Source organism: Azonexus sp. IMCC34839, assembly GCF_047047955.1.
GTDB lineage: Bacteria > Pseudomonadota > Gammaproteobacteria > Burkholderiales > Rhodocyclaceae > Azonexus.
The window spans coordinates 3,467,059-3,489,767 of the sequence record NZ_CP150631.1 but is presented as its reverse complement, the minus strand read 5'-3'; the positions used below and the strand labels follow the sequence as shown (position 1 = coordinate 3,489,767).

Genomic DNA, 22,709 nt, shown 5'->3' with positions numbered 1-22,709 from the left:
TGGATCAAGCTAACGTAGGTTCCTGATGGCGCAAACACACACGATTCATCAAGAGATATCGCTGTCGGTCATCAAGACCGCCTGCTCCAACTGCAACCTGCGCGAATTGTGCCTGCCTTTCGGCCTGAGCATCGAAGAACTGGAGCGTCTCGACGATCTGGTTTCGACCCGGCGCCGGGTCAAGCGCGGTGACCATCTCTATCGCGCCGGCGAAGCTTTCGACGCAATCTACGCGATTCGCAGTGGTTTCTTCAAGACCGACGTGCTGCTCGAAGACGGCCGCGATCAGGTGACCGGCTTCCAGATGGCCGGCGAACTGCTGGGCCTGGACGGCATCAGTACCGAGCATCACACCTGCAATGCCATCGCCCTCGAAGACAGTGAAATCTGCGCCATTCCGTTCTCACGTCTGGAAAGCCTGTCGCGCGAAATTCATACGCTACAGCATCACTTCCATAAGGTGATGAGCCGCGAGATCGTGCGCGACCATGGCGTCATGATGCTGCTCGGCACCATGCGTGCCGAGGAACGCCTGGCCGCCTTCCTGCTCAACCTGTCCCAACGCTTCACGGCACGTGGCTTTTCGCATTCCGAGTTCTATCTGCGCATGACGCGCGAGGAAATCGGCAGCTATCTTGGCCTCAAGTTGGAAACCGTTTCCCGCGCCTTCTCCAAGTTTCAGGAAGAAGGCTACATCGCCGTGCAGCAGAAACACATCCGCATTCTCGACGTTAACGGCCTGAAGGCGCTGATGAATCATCACCGCGCCTGATCTTCGGATAGCGGACCCCAAAGGCAGGCCGGTTGGCCTGCTTTTTTTTCGCCCCTTTTTCTCCCAAGGCACCATCGGGTTGCTTCGTTTTTGAACAGTTGCTCAAGGACGATACGGGCAATGCAACACCCTTACTGCGCAAACCAAAAACCAATTTATTGATTTAAAACGAATTCACCATTCTTGCATCACCTGGCATGGAGCATGCGCTATGAGATGCGTAATCGCGGAAACCACCGAACGTTGCCGCGACGACATTTCTTCGCAAATCGAAAATTCAGGAGACAAAACATGCTCTACGCCGCTCCCGGCACCGCCGGCGCCAAGATCGCCTACAAGTCCCAGTACGACAACTTCATCGGCGGCAAATTTGTCGCCCCGGTCAAGGGCCAGTATTTCGACGTGATCACCCCGATCAACGGCAAGCCTTACACCAAAGCTGCCCGCTCAACGGCCGAAGATATCGAGCTGGCACTGGACGCCGCCCACGCAGCCTTCCCGAAGTGGGGCAAGAGCGATGCGACGACCCGCTCCAACATCCTGCTGAAGATCGCCGACCGCCTGGAAGCCAACCTGGAGCTGCTGGCCTACGCCGAGACTGTCGATAACGGCAAGCCGATCCGCGAAACCCTGGCCGCCGACATCCCCCTGGCCGTCGACCACTTCCGCTACTTCGCCGGCTGCCTGCGCTCGCAGGAAGGCGGCATCTCGGAAATCGACGAGAACACCATGGCCTACCACATCCACGAGCCACTGGGCGTCGTCGGCCAGATCATCCCCTGGAACTTCCCGATCCTGATGGCCGCCTGGAAGCTGGCCCCGGCCCTCGGCGCCGGCAACTGTGTCGTGCTGAAGCCGGCCGAATCGACCCCGATCTCCATCCTGATCCTGGTCGAACTGATCGCCGACCTGCTGCCGCCGGGCGTCCTCAACATCGTGAACGGCTTTGGCCGCGAAGCCGGGATGCCGCTGGCCACCTCGAAGCGCATTGCCAAGATCGCCTTCACCGGCTCCACCTCCACCGGCCGCGTCATCGCCCAGGCTGCCGCCAACAACCTGATCCCGGCCACGCTGGAGCTGGGCGGCAAGTCACCCAACATCTTCTTCGCCGACGTGATGGACAAGGACGACGGATTCCTCGACAAGGCCATCGAAGGCCTGGTGCTGTTCGCTTTCAACCAGGGTGAAGTCTGCACCTGTCCGTCCCGCGCCTTGATCCAGGAATCGATCTACGACAAATTCATGGAACGTGCCCTGAAGCGTGTTGCCGCCATCAAGCAAGGTTCGCCGCTCGACACCGAGACGATGATGGGCGCGCAAGCCTCGCAGGAACAGATGAACAAGATCCAGTCCTACCTGGCGCTGGGCAAGGAAGAAGGCGCCGAAGTGCTGATCGGCGGCGACCGCGCCCAACTCGGCGGCGACATCTCCGACGGTTACTACATCCAGCCGACGCTGTTCAAGGGCCACAACAAGATGCGCATCTTCCAGGAAGAAATCTTCGGGCCGGTCCTGGCCGTGACGACCTTCAAGGACGAAGCCGAAGCCCTGGCCATCGCCAATGACACGCTCTACGGCCTCGGTGCCGGCGTGTGGAGCCGTAACGGCAACGTCGCCTACCGCATGGGGCGAGCCATCCAGGCCGGCCGCGTGTGGACCAACTGCTACCACGCCTACCCGGCGCACGCTGCTTTCGGCGGCTACAAGGAGTCCGGCATCGGCCGCGAGACCCACAAGGTCATGCTCGACCACTATCAGCAAACCAAGAACCTGCTGGTCAGTTACGCCGAGCAGAAGCTGGGCTTTTTCTAAGCGTCTCCTCTTGCCTGATGACGGGCAAACCCCTTGGGGGGCGGGCAACCGCCCCCGTTTTTTCGGAGAAAGCCATGGTGCACCGCGTCACTGCCACCGCTCCTGCGCTCGAACTGATCGAGCAGCTGAAACAGACCTATGGCCCCGAATTGATGTTTCACCAGTCCGGCGGCTGCTGCGACAACAGCGCTGCCAACTGCTACCTGCCGACCGATCTCACCATCGGCCCCTACGACGTCCATCTCGGCGACATCGGCGGCGTGCCTTTCTATATCAGCGCCTCGCAATACGAATACTGGAAACACACGCAGCTGATCATCGACGTGATTGATGGTCACGGCGGCACCTTTTCCCTGGAAGGCAATACGGGCAAGGCCTTCCTGACCCGCTCCCGACTATTCACCGACGAGGAATGGGCCGAATTGCAAGCCGCCGGACTGGTCTGAATCCGGCCATGGCTGATACAAATTATTCTCACGGCAAGGCACGACCTGTGCTAGCTTACGTCTCTGATATTAAAAGACAAACTCCCGGGCAATCGCACCACGGAGGAGAGATGAGACAAACGCACGCCGTGGCGGACAGCCACGCCAGTCAACTGGAAATCGCCCGGCAACTGTTCTTTGCCGGCCGGCCCCTGCCCGAAGGTATGGTCGCCCCGGCCGTACTGCGTTCGTGGGAGCGCTGCCTGCGCTTCGGCCTCGACGACGGCCCGGACAGATCCGGCCCGATCCCACTCGATCGCCTCGCCCTGAAGACCGAACAGGAACGCAACCGTTGCCTGCTGATGCATGGCCGGCCGATCATGGAGCACGTTTACGAGCAGATTCGCGACTCCGGCTGCATGGTCATCCTGGCAGACGCCAACGGTCTGCTACTGGAAACCGTCGGCGACCCCGATTTCGTCGATCGCGCCGACCGCGTTGCCCTGTTGGCAGGTGCCTCCTGGGACGAGACCCTGCGCGGCACCAACGCCATCGGCACGGCCCTCTCCGAGGAAAGCCCGGTGACCATTCTCGGCGCCGAGCACTACCTGCGCCACAACGCCTTCCTGACCTGCTGCGCCAGCCCGATCTTCGGGCCGGATGGCCACCTGATCGGCGTACTCGACATCTCCGGCGACTATCGCAGCCACCAGCGCCACACGCTCGGGCTGGTGCGTTTCTCGTCGAGCATCGTCGAAAAACGCATGTTCGAGTCGGTCTACGCGCAAGACATCCTGCTCGCCTTCCACCCCGCCGCCGACTACCTGGGCAGCCCGAAGGAAGGGCTGGCGGCCGTTTCGCGCGACGGCCAGGTGCTCGCCATCAACCGACAGGGCCTGGAATTGCTGGGCATTCGCCGGGTGGATGCAGTGCACCGCGATTTTTCGATGGTTTTTGAAAGCAACCTGTCCGGGCTGGTCAGCCGCGCCCGGCAGAATCCGCAAAATCCGGCCGAAATCCGGGTCAACGGCCAATGCTTATTGGTTCAACTGCGCGGCACCCTGCCGCCGATCGCCGTCGCCGGCCGCATCATCGATACGCCGCTCCCCGTCCGTAGCGTGACTGCTCGCCCGCCGGCCGCCACACTCGACAGCCTGCTGACCGGCGATCCGCAACTGGAAAACGCCATCGACCGCGCCCGGCGCATCCTCGGGCGCGACATTCCTCTGCTCATTCAGGGCGAATCCGGCGCCGGCAAGGAAATGTTCGCCAAGGCCTTCCACCATAGCGGCCCACGTCGTGGCGGCGCCTTCGTCGCGCTCAATTGCGCCTCCATCCCGGAGACCCTGATCGAGTCCGAATTGTTTGGCTACCAGGGCGGCGCCTTCACCGGCGCGCTGAAGGAAGGCGCACCGGGCAAGATCCAACAGGCGCATGGCGGCACCCTCTTCCTCGACGAAATCGGCGACATGCCGCTCAACCTGCAGGCCCGCCTGTTGCGCGTCCTGCAGGAGCGCAGCGTGACGCCGCTGGGCAGCACGCGCTCGGTGCAGGTCGACATTTCCCTCGTCTGCGCCACCCACCGCAAACTGCGCGAGGAGGTCGCCCGCGGCAATTTCCGCGAGGACCTCTACTACCGCCTGAACGGCATGAGCATCACCCTGCCCGCCCTGCGTGAACGGACCGACATCCGTGCCCTGACCGCCCGTCTGGTGACCGAGGAAAGCGCCAACCGGGCCCTGCCGGTCGGCATCTCGCCCAACGCCATGCGCCGCATCGAGCAATACGCCTGGCCCGGCAACATCCGTCAGCTGTTCAACACCATCCGCCTGGCCGTGGCCCTGCTCGACGACGATGAAACCTTGATCGGCGAGCAGCACCTGCCAGATGAACTGTTTGAGATGCCGGCCCGCGCAACGAAAGCCGAAGACGACGCTGACAGCCTCGACGAAATTGGCCGCCTGGCCGCTCAGCGCGCCTTGGAAGCGGCCGGCGGCAATATCTCGGCCGCCGCCCGCCGCCTCGGCATCAGCCGCAATACGCTGTACCGCAAGCTCGGCAAGATGTAATCAGAAGAAGGGCAGCGGCTGCCGCGTCAGCGCCACGCTGACGATGTAGCCGTAAGCCAGCAGCGCCGCAACGAAGGCCCGGGCGCGGATGGCCGGCGTACGGCCGCGCTTGAGCGCGATGGCGCCGAGCACGATGTAGGCAAGCAGACCGAAGAATTTGGCGGTCAGCCACGGCTGCATGAAGGGATATTGCCCGCTTAGCCAGGCCATGGTCAGGGCACTGCCGAGCAGCGTGCTGTCGATGACATGCGGCAGGATACGCGCCGGGCGGCTGTGCAAGCGCGGCGAACCGATCAGCATCCAGTAGGCGCGCAGCACGAAACCGAGGCCGCTCAACACCACGCAGGTGACGTGCAGATGCTTCAGCGCAATGTAGTAACTCATGCCGTGGCAGTTTTCTCGTCAATCACGCGCAAATGCTCGCGGTAACGCCGGTAGGCCGAGAGCAGATTGAACCCCAACCAGCCACAGGCCACGGCAAAGAGCAGACCGGCCGGCCTGGCCAGCCACTCTGGCCAGAAAACCCCCAGCACCAGCAAAGCGACAGCCGCGGCATACGCCCATAGCTGGCGCTGTGTCGCCGTATCGGGCAACAGCTTGTTCATCGCCGGTGCCGCCACCTTGCCCTGACCCAGGCTCTGCAAATGCATCCAGGCCAGGAAAGGCACGATCTTGTACAGCATGCCGATGATGAAGGGCACGAAACCTCCGGCCAGCAACAGAACGCCGAACAAGGGCGTCCACCAGCGGTATTCCGACCCGGCCGGCCACACTGCTGCGGTGCACAGCATGAAAAGGGCAAAAATGCTCGCCCCCAAACCCAGCTGCCAGTAACGGTAAGTGGCATCGGCCCGGGCCCGCCGGCGCTTGAGCTGCAAGCGCAGGGTCAGGACGGCGAAAGCAATGCCGGCGGCGCCGACCAGCATCTGGCAAACGCGCACCAACCACTCTTGATCGAGCAGCACACCAAGGCTCCAACCGAACAGCCCGACCAGAACGGCAACCGGGAACCACCAACTGGGTCGCGCCGGGTAGCCCGGCGTCAATTGGAACATCGGCACCACCACATAGGACACCGCTGCCAGCAGCGTTCCGGCCCAGGCGCCCAAACCCCAGCCGGCATGCAGGTCGACCAGCACCATCAGCGGCCAGGCCCAGCCGTTGGCCAAGGCCAGCGCCAGCAGCACACCAAGCACGACCACGCCGGACAGACCGACCAGGGCCAGCTTGACCCCTCGTATGGTCGGGCTGGTGGTCGGCACCCCGCGCAAGGACATCCCGGCGGCAACCAGGAAAACCAGCACGCTCGCCCCGAGCAGCGCTGCAGCCGAGCGCAGCAGCCAGGGGGTACCGAACAGGAAACCCGAGGCCAGTCCGAGCACGCCCAGACTCAGGCCGAAATGAACGAGGCGGGCGATCTGCAGTGGCTGGGCGAGGTTGGCACCGGCAACCACCGGCAAAATCTGGATCAGTGCCCCCAGCATGATCTGCAGCATGAACCCAAGGGTGATCAGATGGGTCAGCGCCAGCGCCTCGGGCGTCCAGCGCGAGGCGAAAGCGGCCTCGCCGGTGAGCAGCAGGATGAGCCCGGCCAGCGCGGCGAACAATGGCCCGGTCAGGAAAAAGCGTAGCGGCGCAGCAAAGGGCGGTGCCTTTTCGAAGGAGAGCAGCGCCTGCATCCTGCCGGCCTCAGCGGGAGATCAGGATCTCGAAGGTGCCGTCCGGCAGCAGTTCGGTCTCGTAGTCGTGGCCGTTCTGGCGCAGCACCTTGTACAGCGGATGCGGCTCGCGGTAGAGCAGCAGCAACATCTTTTCGCCGGGCTGCAGGGTGTCGAGCATCTCCATCGTCGCCACGAAGGGCTGCGGTGGCTCCATATAGCGCGCGTCGACGACGTGCGGGGTCTTCGGGTGGCTCATGCTTCGGACAGCTCACTTTCAATGCGTTCGAGCAGCGGCGCCAGTTCGGCCGACAGGTGCTGGTCGCACATCGGATAAAGGATGTTCTCTTCCTTCATGTTGTGCTGCTGCATCATGATCAACAGGGTTTCCGCCTGACCGAGATACTCGTCGACATCGCCATCGGCCAGGGCCTGGGCCGCCGCGTCCATCAGCTCGCGCATCTGCACGTGCTCCATGCGCATGACCTGGGTCGGCCCCATGGTCATGCCGGTCTTGGCCTCGAAGGTCGGAAACAGGGTTTTTTCCTCGGTGGCGAAATGCGCCAGCATCGCCGACTGGAAATGCTGAAAGGCGGCCTTGGCGGCCTCCTGGTTTTTCTGGGCGATGCCTTGTTCGGCCTCGGCGAAGAAGTCGTCGCACCGACGATGATCGTCGGTCATGAAGGTACGGATGCTGGTCATGGTTCACTCGGGGCTAAGGATGGCTTCATTCTGGCGGCAGGCCCCGCGCTGCCGCCTTGACTGCCATCAAATCATTCCGGGTCAGGCGGCGACGATGCCCACCTGCAACTCATCGAACCAGTTGATGAAACGCTGCACGTCCGCCCCCTGGTAGATTGCTCCGTGCTGTGGGCAGAGCAGGTCGATCTCCATCTGCGAGACGCGTTCGCACCAGCGGCGCTTGGCTTCGTTCGACCCCATCCAGCGCCGATGAAAACCCTCGGCATGCTTGATATGCTCGTCGAAATTCTCGACGAACAGGCCATCCATGCCCGGCGGCAGCAAAGCCGCACCGACGTCGCCGGAGAACAGGATCTTGGCGATCTTGTCATAGAGGTGGAAGTTCCCGGAGGAATGCAGGTAATGCGCCGGCACCGCGCGCAGGATCAGGCCTTCCAGCGAGATATCGGTGCCTTCGTCGGGAATCGGCGCAAAGGTGTCGCCATTTCCCCCGAAATGCGGGATGAAGCTCTGCCATAGCCAGCTGACGTGGCAACGCATCTGCGGGTTGAACTCGAGCCAGAGGGCGAGCGAGGAACAGATGTCCGGATCTTGGTGGGATGCGAAAATCCCGGCCAATGCAGAGGGATCGAACTCCGACGACAAGGCCGAAAAGACCGCCGGAAAGACCTCGACACCGCCCGGATCGAGCAGCAGGCCACGCCCGCCGTTGGTCACCAGGTACTCGTTGGTATCGATCAGGTAGTTGGGTTTTTCCGGATCGCGCACGATGGCGACCCACTTGTGGTTTCCGTCCTGGAAGATCGTCTTGGTGGTCTTCAACTTGTCTTCTCCAAGCGTTTCTATTTGTTATCGAAAAAGGCCGAATGGCGCAGCGATTCGAGCGAACGGCGAATTTCCTCGACGACACCGTCGAATTCGCCCGAGACCTGGGCCAGCGAACCGGCGAAGCTCTGCCCGTAGGCCGCCTCGATCTTGGCCGACTTGGCCAGCACACCGCCCAGCTCAACCATCTGGAACGCATCCTCGAGGGCGCGCTTCAATTGCCGGCGCAAGCCCGCAAGCGCCTGCGCGTGCGCCTCGTCGAGACTTTCGCGGTGCGCCATGATGGCGGCCAGCTGAGCGTTCGACGAAAACTTCGCGGCTTCCTGCAGGCGCCGGGTGTAACGCCCACCCTGCAGCATGATCGAAACATTGGCTACACATTGATGGACCAGACCGGTCAGCGTTGCCATGCAGTTGCGCAGATCCTGCGAAAACACGCGCAGTTCGTTGGACAACACGCCGAAGCCCAGGGCCAGGGTTCCCGCCCGTTTGGCCAGGAAGATGGCATTGAGCGCCATGATGTTGATCTTGAAGGCGATATTGACCACCGCCTTGATCTCTTCGTTGATGCGCACGATGCGCAACAGATCGACCCCGGCCTTCGATGGCTGGCCGGCTGCCGTCGTCAGTGCAGTCGTCATCGGTCTCCTCTCCCCTTTTCCCGGGGCTTATTTTTCCAGTACGTAGGTGCCCGGCGCATCGGCCAGGGCGGGGAACTTGCGGTTCGCCGCGGCATAGGCCGGCACCAGATTGCCGGTGCGCTCGCCGAGCCAGGCCGTCCAGTCCTCCCACCAGGTACCCGGCTTTTTCTCGGCCCGCTCGAACCAGTGCTCCCAATGCTCGTTGCGCTCGGGTTCGGCAATCCAGTAGGCCCGCTTGGGCGGATTCACCGGCGGATTGACGATACCGAGGATGTGACCGGATGTCGACAGGACGAAACGCATCGGCGCCGCCACGTTGATGTATTTTCGGATGCGGTAGCACTGCTTCCACGGCGCAATGTGATCGTCCTCGGCGGTCACCGCGTAGAGCGGCTGGACGATCTGGTCGAGGTCGATCGATTCGCCGGCGATGGTCAGCTTGTCGCGCTTGATCAGGTTGTTGTGCAGATACATCTCGCGCAAATAGTAGGAGTGCATGGCTTGCGGCATGCGCGTCGTGTCCATGTTCCAGAACAGCACGTCAAACGGTGGCAGCGGCTCGCCGAGCAGGTAGCTGTGCACCCAGTAGTGCCAGACCAGCGGATTGGAGCGCAGCATGCGGAAGGAAGTCGCCATTTCGGCGCCGTCGAGGTAGCCCTTCTTGGCCATCGACTCTTCCAGCGCGTCGATCGCCGCCTCGTCGATGAAAACCTCGATATCGCCCGGATGGGCAAAATCGGTCAGCGTGGTGAATAGCGTCCAGTGCGCCACCGGCATCTTGTCCGGGCCAAAACGCTTGTTGGCCCAGGCCATATAGGTCGATACCAGCGTACCGCCGATGCAGTAACCGACCAGATGCACCTGCGACACCTTGCAGAACTCGCAGGCGACGCGCACCGCTTCGTTGACGCCTTCAACCAGGTAGTCGTCGAAGCGGACATTGGCCATTTCGTCGTCCGGATTCTTCCAACTGGTGATGAACACCGAGAACCCCTGGTCGGTCAGGTATTTCACCAGGCTCTTCTTGGCCGTCAGGTCGAGGATGTAGAACTTGTTGATCCACGGCGTCGTGATCACGATCGGCATGGCCCGCACTTTTTCCGTGGTCGGCGTGTAGTGGATCAATTCCAGCATGCGGTTGCGGAAGACCACCTTGCCCGGTGTCGTGCCGAGATCCTTGCCGACGGTGAAGGCATCGGGTTCGACCATCAGGATGTTCTTGGCCTTGGCGTCGCGCTGGAAATTTTCCCAGCCGCGCTGCAGGCTCTCACCGTTGGTTTCGACGAAGCGTTCCATCGCCACCGGGTTAAGCCAGAAGAAATTGGTCGGCGCCACCATGTTCAGCCATTTACGCAACCAGAAGGCGGAACGGCGACGCTCCTTGTCGGACAGCCCCGGCGTTTCGAAATACATGTCTTCGAGCCGGTGCGTGAAAGCCAGGTACCACTCCTTGATGATGTCCCAGGTCGCCGATTCGGTCCATACTGGGTCGGAGAAGCGTGCATCGTCGGCATTGGGGCGGATCACGTCGGTGGAAGGAATGCCCATCGCCCTTCGCATGACGTGGCTCTGCAATTCGACCAGGTCGCCGGAAAGCCCGCTCAAGGCCCGCGCCAGTTCCTGCGGGTGCATCATCCAGGCCATTTGGGCACCAAGCATGGAAGTCGTCACGCCGAAGGGATCCACCGCCTGGCTGACGGCCTTGCCCAGCGATTCCAGTGGACTGGGTTGATGGGTGTCGATACCGTTATTTTTTGCCGAACTGTTGCCAGACATTGCAGCCTCCGCACAAGAAGGGAATTGCCAAATATTACAACGTTAAACAGCTTCCAGCATGAGGCAGGTCAACCTCTGTCCAGCCAAGTTCGTCGCGGATAGCCTGGGCAAAATTGGCGGAAGCCGTCGGCTCGCCATGAACGACAAAAGTACGCCCCGGCGCCTGACGAAAACCGCGTAGCCAATCGAGCAAGGCGCGTTGATCGGCATGGGCCGACAGACCACCAACGGTATAGATGCGTGCCCGCACCGGCACCGGCTGGCCGAAGATATGGACCAGCCGCGCGCCATCGACCAGACGGCGACCGAGTGTCCCGGCCGCCTGGAAGCCAGCGATCAATACCGTGCACTCGCTGCGCGGCAGGTTTTCGCGCAGGTGGTACTTGATGCGCCCGGCCTCGCACATGCCGCTGGCGGAAACGATCACCGCGCCGCTGCGAATGGCGTTCAATTCCTTCGAGCGCTCGACGTCGGCAACGAATTCGACGCTGACCTTATGCGGATGCGCCTGCTGCCAGTCGAGCAACTGGCGCGTTTCCGGGTCGAGCAATTCGCGGTGGCTGGCCGTAATGCGCGTCGCCGTATTGGCCATCGGCGAATCGACGTAGATTTTCAGCGGGCTGATGCATTTGCGTCGCACCAGATCGACCAGCAGGTAGAGCATTTCCTGCGTCCGCCCGACGGCGAAGGCCGGGATGATCAGGTTGCCGCCGGCGGCACGCGTGCGCTCGAAAGCGGCGACGATTTCGTCTTCCGTTTCCTGCATCGAGCGGTGCAGACGATCGCCATAGGTCGATTCGATCAGCAGAACATCGGCCTGCTGCGGTGCACGCGCTGGATCGGGCAAAACCGGCCGATCCGGCATGCCGAGATCGCCCGAGAAGACCAGGCGGCGCGGCCTCCCCTCGCCGCTCACCACGACTTCCAGCGAAGCCGAACCGAGGATATGGCCGGCATCGCGGAAGCAAACGCTGACCGTGTCGGCAACCGCCACCGGTTTGCCGTAGGGCACCGGCTGCAGCAGGCTCAGGCTGCTCATCGCCTGCGCCACCGTGTATAGCGGAGCCTGCAGGCCGCGCTCGCCCTTGCCCAGGCGCCGGCGGTGACGCACTTGCCACTCGCTTTCCTTTTCCTGGATATGGCCGCTATCCGGCAGCAACACTTCGAGCAGGTCGATGCTCGCCTGCGTGGCATAGACCGGGCCGCGGAAGCCCAGGGTGGCCAATCGCGGCAGCAGGCCGGAATGGTCGATGTGGGCGTGGGTCAGCAGTACGAAGTCGATTTTCCTGACATCGAAGCCGAAATTGAGCGCCCGGATATTCTTCTGCCGCGCCTCGGGACCGCCCTGGAACATGCCGCAATCGACCAGGAAACGGATATCGCCGGTCTCGACCAGCGTACAGGAACCGGTCACTTCGCCGGCGGCGCCATGGAAACAGATTCGCATGTTTGAAATCCTCCCGACTTGGCGTAGCATGAACCTTGAAACGGCGGAATGCAACGCCAGCAGACCATTTCAGGAGGTTTTCGATGTTTAAGCATATTCTCATCCCGACCGATGGTTCCGAACTCTCCCGTGCCACGGCACAACGTGCCGTTTCCTTTGCCAAGGAAGCCGGTGCCCGCGTCACGGTGTTCTATGCCAAACCGGAATACCCCATCGCCTATTTTGGCGAAGGCGCACTGATCGACCCGACCACCCCTGAGAAATTCGCCGAACTGGCCGACCAACAAGCCAATGAATACCTCAGCGAAGTGCAGAAGTGGTGTGCCGATGCCGGCGTTCCCTGTGCCACCACCTCGGCGACCAGCGACATTCCCTACGAAGCCATCATCGAAGCCGCCGACAAGGCTGGTTGCGACCTGATCTTCATGGCTTCGCACGGCCGGCGCGGCATCAGCGGCTTGCTGCTCGGCAGCGAGACCAACAAGGTACTGACCCACTCGAAGATTCCGGTCCTGGTTTACCGCTGACCGAATACCCGGCATGGCCCGGGTATTACAAAAGCCATAACTTTATCGGGGGAAAGTGCGGTAATCTCAGCAGAGATCGATCCGCTCTTTCCCTTTTGCCATGTCAGCCCAACCGACCGAATTTCGCCTGAAGCACAAGATACTGGGGCCGGTCGGACTCGTTCTCGTCTTGCTCGTCGTCGCCTTCGCGGTCAGCTTCAAGTCCTATCTGCACCGGGTCGAGATTCAGCAGACGGAAGCCGCTGCGCGCGAAGCAAGCAACGTCTGGGAAGGGCTGCGTGATGAAAACGTTCGCAAGCTCGCCTGGTTTGCCTTGCGTTCGGCCGACGACCCGAATCTTCGTCAGGCCATGCGAGCGAATGATCGCGATGCCCTGCTCGCCCGCACCCAAAAAATGCTGGAAGGCATGCGCGAGAGCTTCGGGATCGGGCACTGGTATTTCATCAAACCGGACCGCAGCATCCTGCTCCGCGTGCATAATCCGGGGCGACACGGCGATACCGTCGACCGTCAGACCTTGAGAGATGCCGAAAGCAGCGGCAAGGCGACAACCGGCCTGGAACTCGGCGTCATGGGCACCTACACGCTACGCCACGTGCTGCCTTGGCGCGACGAGGGCAAGCTGATCGGCTATATCGAAGTCGGCATGGAGGTCGACTGGTTCGGCAGCCAGGTCAAGCAGATTCTCGGTCTCGAATCACTGACTGCCGTCACCAAGCGTTTTACCAGCGAAAGCAACTTCAAGGACGGCAGAACCAATCTCGGCCTGAGCGGCAACTGGCACGACCACCCGAGTTTTGCCCTGCTCTCGCAGACGGTGGACGAACTGCCCACCGGCCTGGCCGATGCCTGGGAAATCTTCCTCAAGACCGGTCGCCATAGCGTCGTCGCGGTCGACATGGATGGCCGCACCTGGTCAGCCACCTTCCTGGCCCTGCCCGATTACCAAGAGCGGCCGGCCGCCACCATGGCGGTGTTGCGCGACGTCACGGAAAACCGTACCGCCGCCAACCGCAGCCTTTTGCTCGCCGTCGCCTTCGCCGGCCTGACGGCAACCCTGCTCTTTTTCGGTTTGGCGCGCCGCCTGAGCGGGATCGAACGCAACCTGATATCCAGCCACGAGAAACTGGAAGCCAACGAGCAACGCTTCCGCGACCTGTTCTCGACCAGTTCCGACAGCTGGTTCTGGGAAACCGACAGCCAGCTACGCTTCAGCTTCGTCACGGAAAACATGGCGACTCTGCTCGGCATCGATACCGCACCGCTGATCGGCAAACGTCGGCAGGATTTGCTGGCCTCCGCCAGCCCGCAGGAACAGGCGCGCATGGCGGCACACGTGGCCGACCTGGAAGCGCATCGTCCCTTCCACCGCTTCGAATACAACTTCCGCTTGCCCGACGGCCGGGTCATCTGGGTCAGCCTGAACGGCGTGCCGGTTTTCGGTACCAATGGCGAATTCCTCGGCTACCGGGGATCGGGCACCGACGCCACCGCCCGCAAGGCGCAGGAGGATGCCGAACACGAGGCCCGCAGCTCCGCCGAAACCAAGTTCGAAATCGCCCATCTCCTTCAGGCAACCGACCGGCCACTGAAAAACCGCCTGGACGATGCCCTGTCAGCACTGGCCGGACTGCCCGGACTCGGCGGCCCGCGCAAGGCCGGCATCTTCCTGCTGACGCCGGGTGAGGACGAATTGTCGCTATGCACCACCCAGGGTAGCTACCCGCTATCCTTCCTGACCGGTGAACAACGCCTGCCGCTTGGCCGCTGCCTGTGCGGCAAGGCGGCCGTCAGCCGGGAAATCCTCATTGCCGACGACAGCGAGAGCGATCCCCGCCACGAGATTCGCAATCCGGAGATCGCCCGCCACGGCAATTACATCGTGCCGTTGCTCGTCGGACAGACCTGCCTGGGCGTCCTGTTCATCTACACCGATCCTTTCCCGATCCGCACGGCGGCGCGTATCGCCACCCTGAAGCAGATCGGCGAACTGTTCGCCCTGGCCATCGCCAACGATCGTGCCCTGCTCGCACAACAGGAAGCCTCGGCTCGCGCCGAAGCGGCCAACCGGGCGAAGAGCGAGTTCCTGGCCAACATGAGCCACGAAATCCGCACACCGATGAACGGCGTTATCGGCATGAGCGAACTGCTGCTATCGACCGAACTCGACACCGAGCAGCGCGAATACGCCGATATCGTCCGCGGTAGCGCCAATGCCTTGTTGTCGGTGATCAACGACATCCTCGATTTCTCGAAGATCGAGGCCGGCAAGCTCGATATCGAAACCATCGACTTCAACGTGGTCTCGATGTTCACCCAGACCTGCACCCTGCTCGCCGTCAAGGCCCAGGAAAAGCACTTAGTGTTCAATTACCGCGTGGCCCCCGCCGTACCGGAGAACCTGCGCGGCGATCCCGGACGCATCCGCCAGATCCTGACCAACCTGGTTGGCAATGCCATCAAGTTCACCGGCGAGGGCGAGGTCGACGTCGAAATCACCGTGGTCGGCGAAGATGCCACCTCGGCCACGCTGCGCTTTGCCGTGCGCGATACCGGGATCGGCATCGCCCCCGAGCAGATCGAGTTGCTGTTCAATCCCTTCTCCCAGGTCGACAGCTCGATTACCCGCCGCTTCGGCGGTACCGGACTGGGGCTATCCATCTCCAAACGCCTGGTCGACATGATGGGTGGGCAGATCGGTGTCGACAGCCTGCCGGGCCAGGGCTCCACCTTCTGGTTCACCGTACCGCTGGCCCGAGCCGAAGCTGCGGTCAGCCAGCACCTCGGCGACGACAGCGGCAACCTCGAGGCTTGCCATGTGCTGATCGTCGACGATCACGAGACGAATCGCCGCCTGTTGCTCGCCCTGCTCGCCAGTTGGGGCTGTCGCGTCGAGCAGGTGGCGAACGGACTAGATGCCCTGAAGCGCCTGCGCGAAGCGGCCGCAGGCGGCGACCCGTTCGAGATTGCCCTGGTCGATATGAACATGCCAAAGATGGACGGCGAAACCCTGGGCCATCTGGTCCATGACGACCCGAGCATCGCCAGCACCCGTTGCGTGATGCTGACCTCGGCCGCCATGCGCGGCGATGCCGAGCGCTTCCAGTTGGCCGGCTTTGATGCCTACCTGACCAAGCCACTGCAGGAAAACGTCATCCGTCAGTGCCTCCTCAGGCTGCGCACCGACAGTCAGGGCGACAAGCCGTCTCAGATCATCACCCGCCACAGCCTGGACGAAGCCGAACTGGCGCCGAGCGTGCGCATCCTGCTGGTCGAAGACAATCCGATCAACCAGAAAGTGGCGGCCAGCCTGCTCGCCCGCCAGGGACATCGCGTCGATCTGGCCGAGAATGGGCAACTGGCCCTCGAGCGGCTCGCCCAGGCGGACTACGACGTCGTCTTGATGGATGTTCAGATGCCGGTGATGGATGGCTTCGAAGCGACGCGCCGCTTGCGTAGCTCGACCAGCGTGCGCAATCCGCATTTACCGGTGATCGCCATCACCGCCAATGCCATGCAGGGCGACCGTGAGCTCTGCCTGGCCGCCGGCATGAACGACTACGTTTCCAAACCGATCAACGACCGCGAGGTGCGTGAGGCGCTCGCCCGCGTCCTCGGCCTGGAGACGCTAGCGGCTTGAGCAGTGATGCTCGCCGCGATGAATGGCGCAGAGCACCCGGCCGTTACTCAGATCGACGAAATCCACTTCTTCCAGCTGGCCGACCAGATAGCGCTTTTTCAGCGTGAAATCGACTGGGCGGGCATGGATCGCCTTCCAGTAGGTGGTGCTTTCGCTGAGAACGGGCTCGATCAGGCGCGCCTTGGCGCGCAAGCCGACGTGGCCGGCCAGGGTCGCCGGCAGATCGGCCGAGAAACCGGCATCGTCGTCGACGACGCGCGGGTAGAAATCGTAGAGATTGGCAAAGGCGAGGAAATAATCGTAGCGCCAACTCACCTTGGTTTCTTGCGGGTCGCCGATCTTGTCCTCGTTGCGGTACTCGCCCCGCTCCTCCCAAACCGACTGCAACGGCAGGAATTTGAAGCGGTAGTAGTCGTCCACCGCAGGGTCGGCGAGCGGCTGCCAGCTCCAGCCTTCGGCGATATTGTTGAACGCCATGCGGTAAAGCACCTCGATGCGACCGGCGCGCTCTGCCTCGGCAAGACCCGAAATGCCGCTCAGATCGACATCGACCTCGACGGTACGCCCGATGGCCTGACTGGTTCCGGTAGACTGGATTTCGGAATATTGCCGCGCCGCCGGCTCGGCGGCCTGGGCGGAAGCAAAAAAGGCGGCGACCGTAGTCGCCGTGAAGATATATCTGAGGAAAAACATATCGACTTGAAACGCTTCCCAAAGAAGAACAAGTCGGAGGCAGTTTGCCGACGGCACCTGGCCTTGCCCATGATTCATATCAACAAACGACGATATGGCTCAGAGCTGCGTCTGGGTGACGGCTTTGCGGAAACGGATCAGGGCAATCAGGAAAAAGGCGGCACCAACCCCAGTCATCATCAACAGGTCAGGCCAGACTTCGAGTAGGCCGGCACCGCGATAGAGGATGCCCTGCGCCAGACGGACGAAATAGGTGGTCGGGGTCGCCGCCATGATGTGGCGAATCGCTTCCGGCATGCTCTCTTGCGGCGTCACGCCACCGGACAGCAGTTGCAGCGGCACGATGGTGATGATGATGAGCAGGCCGAGCTGCGGCATCGAGCGGGCGATGGTGCCAAGGAAGATGCCGATGGAGGCCGCCGAGAACAGGTAGCAGGCAGCCGCCGCGAGGAAAAGCGGCACCGAACCCGCCACTGGCACCTGCAGCACGCGTTGGACCATGACGAGCAGCGCAAAGGCAACGCCAAGCAGCACAGCCAACCCATTGGCCCAGATTTTGGCCATCATGATCTCGAAGGGCGTCAGTGGCATGACCAGCAGGTGCTCGATGGTGCCGTGCTCGCGCTCACGAATGAAGGCGGCGCCGACCAGGATGATGGTCAGCATGGTGACGTTGTTGATCGCCTCCATGACCCCGCCGAACCACAAACCGGTCAGGTTGGGATTGAATCGCGCCCGCGTCGTGATGCGGATCGGCGACGTCGCCGAGTCGCGCCGCCCGGTCAGGTATTCACTGACCTCGCCGCTGACGATCTGGCTGATGTAACTGGCCCCGATGAAGGCCTGGCTGATGAGCGTGGCGTCGATATTGAGCTGGATTTCCGGTTGCCGCCCGGCGCTCAGGTCACGCTGAAAATTGGACGGAATGACCAGCACGAAGGCGTATTTGTTGTTGTTCATCGCCGCATCGACCTGATCGAGCCTGATCAGCTCGGGAGCCTTGAAGTAAGGCGGATAAAGCGCCCCGGCCAGGCGGGTAGACAGCGGCGAGACATCCTCGTCGACGATGGCCACCGGCGCATTGTGCAGCTCCTGCGACACGCCGGTCGCCGCCTCGTAGATGGCGCCGGAGAAGGCCCAGACGATCAGGCCGAGCAGCACCTTGTCGGCAGCCAGACTGCGCAGTTCCTTGAGGCCGAGGCGGAAGATGTTGGTCCAGGAGAAGCGTGCCACCTTATTTCTCCTGCTTCTTGAGCAGACTGACGCTGGCCAGCGTCAGCACCGGGATGAAGGCGGCCAGCGCCAGCAAGGACGGCCACAGTTCGGCAAAGCCCAGGCCCTTGGTGAAGGCACCGCGGCAGATCAGGATGAAATAGGTGGCCGGATAGAACTGGCCGACCCAGTAACTCCCTCCCTGCAACGACTCGACCGGCGTGGTCAGGCCTGAGAATTGCACGGTCGGCAGCATGGTCACGATGGCCGTGCCGAACAGTGCGGCGATCTGCGTCTTGGTGAAGGTCGACATCAGCAGCCCCAGGCCGGTGGTCGCCGTCACATAGAGCAAGGCACCGAGCGTCATGGCCAGGAAACTGCCCTTGACCGGCACGCCGAAGACCAGCACGGCCTCCAGCATCATCAGGAAGTAGCTGGTCATGCACACGGCGATGTAGGGCAGTTGTTTGCCGATCAGGAATTCGAGCCGCGTCACCGGTGTGACGTAGAGGTTGGTGATCGAACCCAGCTCTTTCTCGCGCACCACACCGAGCGCCATCAGGATGGCCGGGATGAGCAACATGAGCAGCGGAATGACCGCCGGCACCATGGCATAGACGCTCTTGAAATCCTGGTTGTAGCGGTAGCGCGACTCGATGCTGAAAGGCTGTGCCGCCTCCAGCCCCGCCTGTTCGCGCAGCAGGCGCTGGACGTATTCGCGGTGCATGCCTTCGATGTAACCGCGCATCGTTTCGCCGCGATAAGGCATGGCGCCGTCGACCAGCACGCCGATTTCCGGTGCCCGCCCCCGCCGCAGGTCGCGCCCGTAGTCGGCGGGAATCTCGATGGCCAGCGAGACCTCGCCGCTCTTCATGCGTCGGTCGAGGTCAGCTTCATCGAGCAGGTTGGGCCGTTGAATGAAGTAGCGCGAACCGGCGACGTTGGAAATGTAGTCCCGGCTTTCCGGGCTCTGGTCGCGGTCGAGCACGGCGAAGCGCAGGTTCTCGACATCGAAGGACATGCCGTAGCCGAGCACGAACATCATGATGACCGAACCGAGTAGCGCAAAGCCGAGGCGGATCATGTCGCGGCGCAATTCCAACGCCTCGCGGTAGGCATAGCCGAACAGGCGGCGCAGGCTGAAGGCGCTGGCATTACCCGGCCGTTCGCCGGCGGGTGGCGCTTCGGTTTTTGCCGTTTTTGCCTCGTGCACCGCAGCAGTCGCTTCCAGCATGCCGGAAGCCTCCTCCAGATAGCCGATGAAGGCCGCTTCCAGCGTCTTTTCGCCGCGCGCCGCGCACAGGGCCGCTGGCGTGTCGCTGGCCAGCACCTTGCCGGCATGCATCAGCGAAATGCGGTCGCAGCGCTCGGCCTCGTTCATGAAATGGGTCGAGATGAAGATGGTGACGCCCTTCTGGCGCGACAACTCGACCAGCAGTTCCCAGAATTCGTCGCGAGCCACCGGATCGACGCCGGAGGTTGGCTCATCGAGGATCAGCAGCTTGGGCTCATGAACCACGGCCACGGCCAAGGACAGGCGCTGGCGGATACCGAGCGGCAGGTCGGCGGCCGCTTTATCGGCGTATTCATCCAGCCCGAAACGCTGCATCAATTCGGCGATGCGCGGGCCGCGCCGTGCGTCCGGCAGGTGGAACAGTCGGGCGTGCAAGTCGAGGTTGGCCGCCACTGTCAGCTCACCGTAAAGCGAGAAGGATTGCGACATGTAGCCGACCTGCTTGCGCGTTTCCAGGTCCTTGGCGTCGACCGTCTTGCCGAACAGCTTGGCCTCGCCGGAAGTCGGCGGCAGCAGGCCGGTCAGCATCTTCATCGTCGTCGTCTTGCCGCAGCCGTTCGAACCGAGAAAGCCGAAGATTTCGCCTTCGTCGATCTGGAAGCTGACCCCATCGACCGCGACGAAATCACCAAAGCGCTGGGTCAGCCCCTCCGCCTCAATGGCATAGCCAGGGCTACTATCCACCCAGGGCGGAATGACCAGTTCCTGATGCGCCCGCCGCTTGTCTTCCGGCAGCAACTGAATGAAGGCGCCGTCCAGCGTGGCCTGCCCGGTTTGCGCGCGCAGTTCGGCCGGCGTGCCGGTGCCGATCACCTTGCCGTCGTCCATCGCGACCAGCCAGTCGAAGCGCTCGGCCTCCTCCATGTAGGCGGTGGCAACCAATACGCTCATGCCCGGCCGGCGGGCGCGGATGCTGTCGATCAGCTCCCAGAACTGGCGGCGCGATAGCGGATCGACGCCGGTGGTCGGCTCGTCGAGGATCAGCAGGTCGGGATCGTGGATCAGCGCACAGCACAGGCCGAGCTTCTGCTTCATGCCGCCGGAGAGTTTGGCCGCAGGTCGGTCGGCGAAGGGCGACAAGCCGGTGGCGGCGAGCAGTTCGGCGATGCGCGCTTCGCGCTCCGCCCTGTCTTGGCCAAACAGACGGCCGAAGAATTCGACGTTCTCGAACACCGACAGCGTCGGGTAGAGATTTTTGCCCAGCCCCTGCGGCATGTAGGCGATACGCGGCTGCACCGAGGCGCGGAAATGGCGCTGGCTAATATCGCCACCGAGTACCTCGACCTTGCCGGTCTGAATCTGCCGCGCCCCCGAAACCAGCGCCAGCAGCGAGGATTTACCGACGCCGTCCGGCCCGATCAGGCCGACCATGCAGCCGGCCGGCAGCTCGATGCCGACACCGTCCAGCGCCGCCACGCTGCCGTAGCGGTGGCTGACCTGGCGCAGACGGGCGACCGGTGTGCGGTCCATGGCCGCCCTCCGCTACTTTCCTTCGATCTGCAGGTTGGCCGGCCAGGTAGCGTTGGCGTCGAGCTTGACGTAGGCGACGCCGGGCATGCCGCCCTTGGCCAGATCGCGATGCGCCGCCAGCCAGGCCGGATCGGCCTTCACTTTCAGGCGGAACATCAGTTTCTCGCGCTCGGTTCGCGTTTCCACTTCGCGTGGCGTGAATTGCGCCTTGGCCGCGACGAAGCTGACCTTGGCCGGAATTACCTGCCCTGCCAGCGCATCGAGCACGATGCGCGCTTCGCTATTGACCGCCACCTGCCCGGCCTTCTCGGTCGGCAGGTAGATGGTCATATACATGTCGGACAGATCGACCAGGGTCAGCGCCTTGCCGCCCGCCGCCAGCACCTCGCCCGGCTCGGCCAGGCGATAGAGCACGCGGCCGGCAATTGGTGCCTTCAGCGAAGTATCGTTCAATGTCGCCTTCAGGCTATCCACCTTGGCCTGCGCTACCGCGACGGCCGCATCGGCCTCGGCCACCCGGCTCTGCGCCTGCGCCATACCGGCCATTGCACCTTCCATGCCAGTCTGGTCGGTATCGAGCTTGTTGCGGCTGATGAACCCCTTGCCGACCAGTTCCTCGGAACGCTTCAAGGTCTTGCCGGCCAGCGAAACGTCCGAACGCGACTTGCGCACCCCGGCCCGCGACTCATCGACCGCCTTCTGCGCCTGGATCACCTGCGCTTCGGCCGCCCGCAACTGGGCACGCAGATCGTCGGCATCGAGGCGGCCGACGACAGCATCGGCCTCGACACTATCGCCCTCTCGCGGCCCCAGCTCGGCCAGCCGCCCGGCAATCTTGGTCGCCACATCGACCTCGGTCGCCTCCAGGCGCCCATTGCCAGAGGCAAAGCCCGGCGGCAGCGCATTCTGGCGTTGCTGGTAGAGATAAAACCCGCCTGCTGCGGTGCACAGGACGAAAAGGGCAAAAATCGAAATTCTTTTTAGGCTTGAGCGGTTCATACGACACCTGTTCAGCTACTGACCGATGGGTCATTAATTGATTCGATTATAGGCCCGGCCCCGCCTGGCGCCAACAACGATCCTGCGCTTTCGCCCTTTGCTCGGACTTTTTCTCAGCTCAGTGACCGCAGGCCGGCGCACTACCATCCATCCCACGCAACTCCGGGCGCTGAAACGTGCTGCGCACTTTGCCGCTGCGACCATCGAACAACACGCCAAAACGTGCCATCAAGCTCCAGTCGTCGCAGAACAGCCACTCCCAGGCCAACTCGTCGCGCGCCTCGTAATACACGGTCCATGCAGGATTGGGCGGCCCGATCAGGTGCAGCACGCTGTCCTTGTCGTCGATGCCGCTACGAATGCGGGCGAAATGCGCCATGTCGAGCACTTTCTCGACCTGCTGCAGCTTGCCGTCGGCGCCAATGTGCACCATGAAGGTTTGCGTCGCAGCCGGGCCACGCGGATAGGCCAAGCGCTCGCCGCCTCCCTTCTCCTGCCAGCGCATGGCCGGCTCGCCCATGCTGGCCAGCACGCTATCCCGTCCATCGATACCGGGCCGCAAACCGCGCCCGTCGTAGGAAACGCAGCCGGCCAGCAATAGCGAGCAACTCAGCAACCAGGCAAGAAAACGATTCATGGGTGAAATCCAAGCACGTTGAGACCAGGCTTCCAGCAGAAATGCCCCGTCACCTCAGGTTTTCCGGGGTTCGCTCGCTGCGGGAAGCTTTCCCATTTTGCCATCGGGCC

The 22,709-nt window shown here is 62.6% G+C and carries 19 protein-coding genes; 6 read left to right on the top strand and 13 right to left on the bottom strand.

Going from position 1 to position 22,709, the window contains the following annotated elements; all coding sequences use genetic code 11:
• Positions 1-25: 25 nt before the first annotated feature.
• The 4 genes from fnr to WIF35_RS17020 all read left to right on the top strand — a co-directional run bounded on the left by fnr (position 26) and on the right by WIF35_RS17020 (position 5,078).
• A complete protein-coding gene (fnr, locus tag WIF35_RS17035; RefSeq protein WP_412479406.1) occupies positions 26-772 on the top strand; it encodes a fumarate/nitrate reduction transcriptional regulator Fnr in 747 nt (248 codons plus the stop codon).
• 291 nt (positions 773-1,063) lie between these two features.
• Positions 1,064-2,584: an aldehyde dehydrogenase family protein gene (locus tag WIF35_RS17030; protein ID WP_412479405.1), complete on the top strand. Its 1,521-nt coding sequence runs from the start codon at positions 1,064-1,066 to the stop codon at positions 2,582-2,584.
• Between the two features lie 74 nt (positions 2,585-2,658).
• Positions 2,659-3,030 carry a DUF779 domain-containing protein gene (locus WIF35_RS17025; RefSeq protein WP_412479404.1) on the top strand — a complete coding sequence of 124 codons (372 nt, stop codon included), beginning with the start codon at positions 2,659-2,661 and terminating at the stop codon, positions 3,028-3,030.
• Between the two features lie 110 nt (positions 3,031-3,140).
• Entirely contained in the window at positions 3,141-5,078 is a 1,938-nt protein-coding gene (locus tag WIF35_RS17020) for a sigma-54-dependent Fis family transcriptional regulator (RefSeq protein WP_412479403.1), read from the top strand.
• On the opposite strand, the gene WIF35_RS17015 is transcribed toward WIF35_RS17020, so the two are convergent.
• From WIF35_RS17015 to WIF35_RS16980, 8 genes are all read right to left on the bottom strand, one after another.
• Positions 5,079-5,462 carry a SirB2 family protein gene (locus WIF35_RS17015; RefSeq protein ID WP_412479402.1) on the bottom strand — a complete coding sequence of 128 codons (384 nt, stop codon included), beginning with the start codon at positions 5,460-5,462 and terminating at the stop codon, positions 5,079-5,081.
• Complete coding sequence (locus WIF35_RS17010; protein WP_412479401.1) at positions 5,459-6,757, bottom strand: hypothetical protein; 1,299 nt, start codon at positions 6,755-6,757, stop codon at positions 5,459-5,461. Before WIF35_RS17010 ends, WIF35_RS17015 begins: the two co-directional genes overlap by 4 nt.
• A 10-nt stretch (positions 6,758-6,767) precedes the next feature.
• Positions 6,768-6,995, bottom strand: coding sequence for a DUF2249 domain-containing protein (locus WIF35_RS17005; RefSeq protein ID WP_412479400.1), 228 nt, complete (start codon positions 6,993-6,995; stop codon positions 6,768-6,770).
• Positions 6,992-7,438, bottom strand: coding sequence for a hemerythrin domain-containing protein (locus WIF35_RS17000; protein WP_412479399.1), 447 nt, complete (start codon positions 7,436-7,438; stop codon positions 6,992-6,994). Before WIF35_RS17000 ends, WIF35_RS17005 begins: the two co-directional genes overlap by 4 nt.
• Positions 7,439-7,519: 81 nt before the next feature.
• Positions 7,520-8,260: an MBL fold metallo-hydrolase gene (locus WIF35_RS16995; RefSeq protein WP_412479398.1), complete on the bottom strand. Its 741-nt coding sequence runs from the start codon at positions 8,258-8,260 to the stop codon at positions 7,520-7,522.
• Between the two features lie 20 nt (positions 8,261-8,280).
• Entirely contained in the window at positions 8,281-8,904 is a 624-nt protein-coding gene (locus WIF35_RS16990) for a chemotaxis protein (protein ID WP_412479397.1), read from the bottom strand.
• A 27-nt stretch (positions 8,905-8,931) separates the two neighbouring features.
• Positions 8,932-10,680: a PHA/PHB synthase family protein gene (locus WIF35_RS16985; protein WP_412479396.1), complete on the bottom strand. Its 1,749-nt coding sequence runs from the start codon at positions 10,678-10,680 to the stop codon at positions 8,932-8,934.
• A gap of 34 nt (positions 10,681-10,714) precedes the next feature.
• Positions 10,715-12,127: an MBL fold metallo-hydrolase RNA specificity domain-containing protein gene (locus WIF35_RS16980; RefSeq protein WP_412479395.1), complete on the bottom strand. Its 1,413-nt coding sequence runs from the start codon at positions 12,125-12,127 to the stop codon at positions 10,715-10,717.
• A gap of 83 nt (positions 12,128-12,210) precedes the next feature.
• On the opposite strand from WIF35_RS16980, the gene WIF35_RS16975 reads away from it, so the two are divergent.
• Positions 12,211-12,654: a universal stress protein gene (locus WIF35_RS16975; RefSeq protein WP_412479394.1), complete on the top strand. Its 444-nt coding sequence runs from the start codon at positions 12,211-12,213 to the stop codon at positions 12,652-12,654.
• A gap of 100 nt (positions 12,655-12,754) precedes the next feature.
• The gene (locus tag WIF35_RS16970) at positions 12,755-16,294 is read left to right on the top strand and encodes a response regulator (RefSeq protein ID WP_412479393.1); all 3,540 of its coding nucleotides are present in this window, start codon (positions 12,755-12,757) and stop codon (positions 16,292-16,294) included.
• Here the strand turns inward: WIF35_RS16970 and WIF35_RS16965 are convergent.
• From WIF35_RS16965 to WIF35_RS16945, 5 genes are all read right to left on the bottom strand, one after another.
• The gene (locus WIF35_RS16965; protein ID WP_412479392.1) at positions 16,283-16,987 is read right to left on the bottom strand and encodes a hypothetical protein; all 705 of its coding nucleotides are present in this window, start codon (positions 16,985-16,987) and stop codon (positions 16,283-16,285) included. The two genes, WIF35_RS16970 and WIF35_RS16965, sit on opposite strands and share 12 nt — an antisense overlap.
• Positions 16,988-17,086: 99 nt before the next feature.
• Positions 17,087-18,220 carry an ABC transporter permease gene (locus WIF35_RS16960; RefSeq protein WP_412479391.1) on the bottom strand — a complete coding sequence of 378 codons (1,134 nt, stop codon included), beginning with the start codon at positions 18,218-18,220 and terminating at the stop codon, positions 17,087-17,089.
• Between the two features lies 1 nt (position 18,221).
• Positions 18,222-20,963: a ribosome-associated ATPase/putative transporter RbbA gene (gene rbbA / locus WIF35_RS16955; RefSeq protein ID WP_412479390.1), complete on the bottom strand. Its 2,742-nt coding sequence runs from the start codon at positions 20,961-20,963 to the stop codon at positions 18,222-18,224.
• Positions 20,964-20,975: 12 nt separating this feature from the next.
• Positions 20,976-21,962 (bottom strand): HlyD family secretion protein, encoded by a 987-nt coding sequence (locus WIF35_RS16950; RefSeq protein ID WP_412479389.1) that lies wholly within the window; start codon positions 21,960-21,962, stop codon positions 20,976-20,978.
• Positions 21,963-22,080: 118 nt separating this feature from the next.
• Entirely contained in the window at positions 22,081-22,599 is a 519-nt protein-coding gene (locus WIF35_RS16945) for a hypothetical protein (protein WP_412479388.1), read from the bottom strand.
• Positions 22,600-22,709: the final 110 nt, after the last annotated feature.

Excerpts from the sequence above, each read along its gene's own strand:
- fnr (WP_412479406.1), top strand. The coding sequence starts at position 26 with ATGGCGCAAACACACACGATTCATCAAGAGATATCGCTGTCGGTCATC.
- WIF35_RS17030 (WP_412479405.1), top strand. The coding sequence starts at position 1,064 with ATGCTCTACGCCGCTCCCGGCACCGCCGGCGCCAAGATCGCCTACAAG.
- WIF35_RS17025 (WP_412479404.1), top strand. The coding sequence starts at position 2,659 with ATGGTGCACCGCGTCACTGCCACCGCTCCTGCGCTCGAACTGATCGAG.
- WIF35_RS17020 (WP_412479403.1), top strand. The coding sequence starts at position 3,141 with ATGAGACAAACGCACGCCGTGGCGGACAGCCACGCCAGTCAACTGGAA.
- WIF35_RS17015 (WP_412479402.1), bottom strand. The coding sequence starts at position 5,462 with ATGAGTTACTACATTGCGCTGAAGCATCTGCACGTCACCTGCGTGGTG.
- WIF35_RS17010 (WP_412479401.1), bottom strand. The coding sequence starts at position 6,757 with ATGCAGGCGCTGCTCTCCTTCGAAAAGGCACCGCCCTTTGCTGCGCCG.
- WIF35_RS17005 (WP_412479400.1), bottom strand. The coding sequence starts at position 6,995 with ATGAGCCACCCGAAGACCCCGCACGTCGTCGACGCGCGCTATATGGAG.
- WIF35_RS17000 (WP_412479399.1), bottom strand. The coding sequence starts at position 7,438 with ATGACCAGCATCCGTACCTTCATGACCGACGATCATCGTCGGTGCGAC.
- WIF35_RS16990 (WP_412479397.1), bottom strand. The coding sequence starts at position 8,904 with ATGACGACTGCACTGACGACGGCAGCCGGCCAGCCATCGAAGGCCGGG.
- WIF35_RS16985 (WP_412479396.1), bottom strand. The coding sequence starts at position 10,680 with ATGTCTGGCAACAGTTCGGCAAAAAATAACGGTATCGACACCCATCAA.
- WIF35_RS16980 (WP_412479395.1), bottom strand. The coding sequence starts at position 12,127 with ATGCGAATCTGTTTCCATGGCGCCGCCGGCGAAGTGACCGGTTCCTGT.
- WIF35_RS16975 (WP_412479394.1), top strand. The coding sequence starts at position 12,211 with ATGTTTAAGCATATTCTCATCCCGACCGATGGTTCCGAACTCTCCCGT.
- WIF35_RS16970 (WP_412479393.1), top strand. The coding sequence starts at position 12,755 with ATGTCAGCCCAACCGACCGAATTTCGCCTGAAGCACAAGATACTGGGG.
- WIF35_RS16965 (WP_412479392.1), bottom strand. The coding sequence starts at position 16,987 with ATGTTTTTCCTCAGATATATCTTCACGGCGACTACGGTCGCCGCCTTT.
- rbbA (WP_412479390.1), bottom strand. The coding sequence starts at position 20,963 with ATGGACCGCACACCGGTCGCCCGTCTGCGCCAGGTCAGCCACCGCTAC.
- WIF35_RS16950 (WP_412479389.1), bottom strand. The coding sequence starts at position 21,962 with ATGAACCGCTCAAGCCTAAAAAGAATTTCGATTTTTGCCCTTTTCGTC.
- WIF35_RS16945 (WP_412479388.1), bottom strand. The coding sequence starts at position 22,599 with ATGAATCGTTTTCTTGCCTGGTTGCTGAGTTGCTCGCTATTGCTGGCC.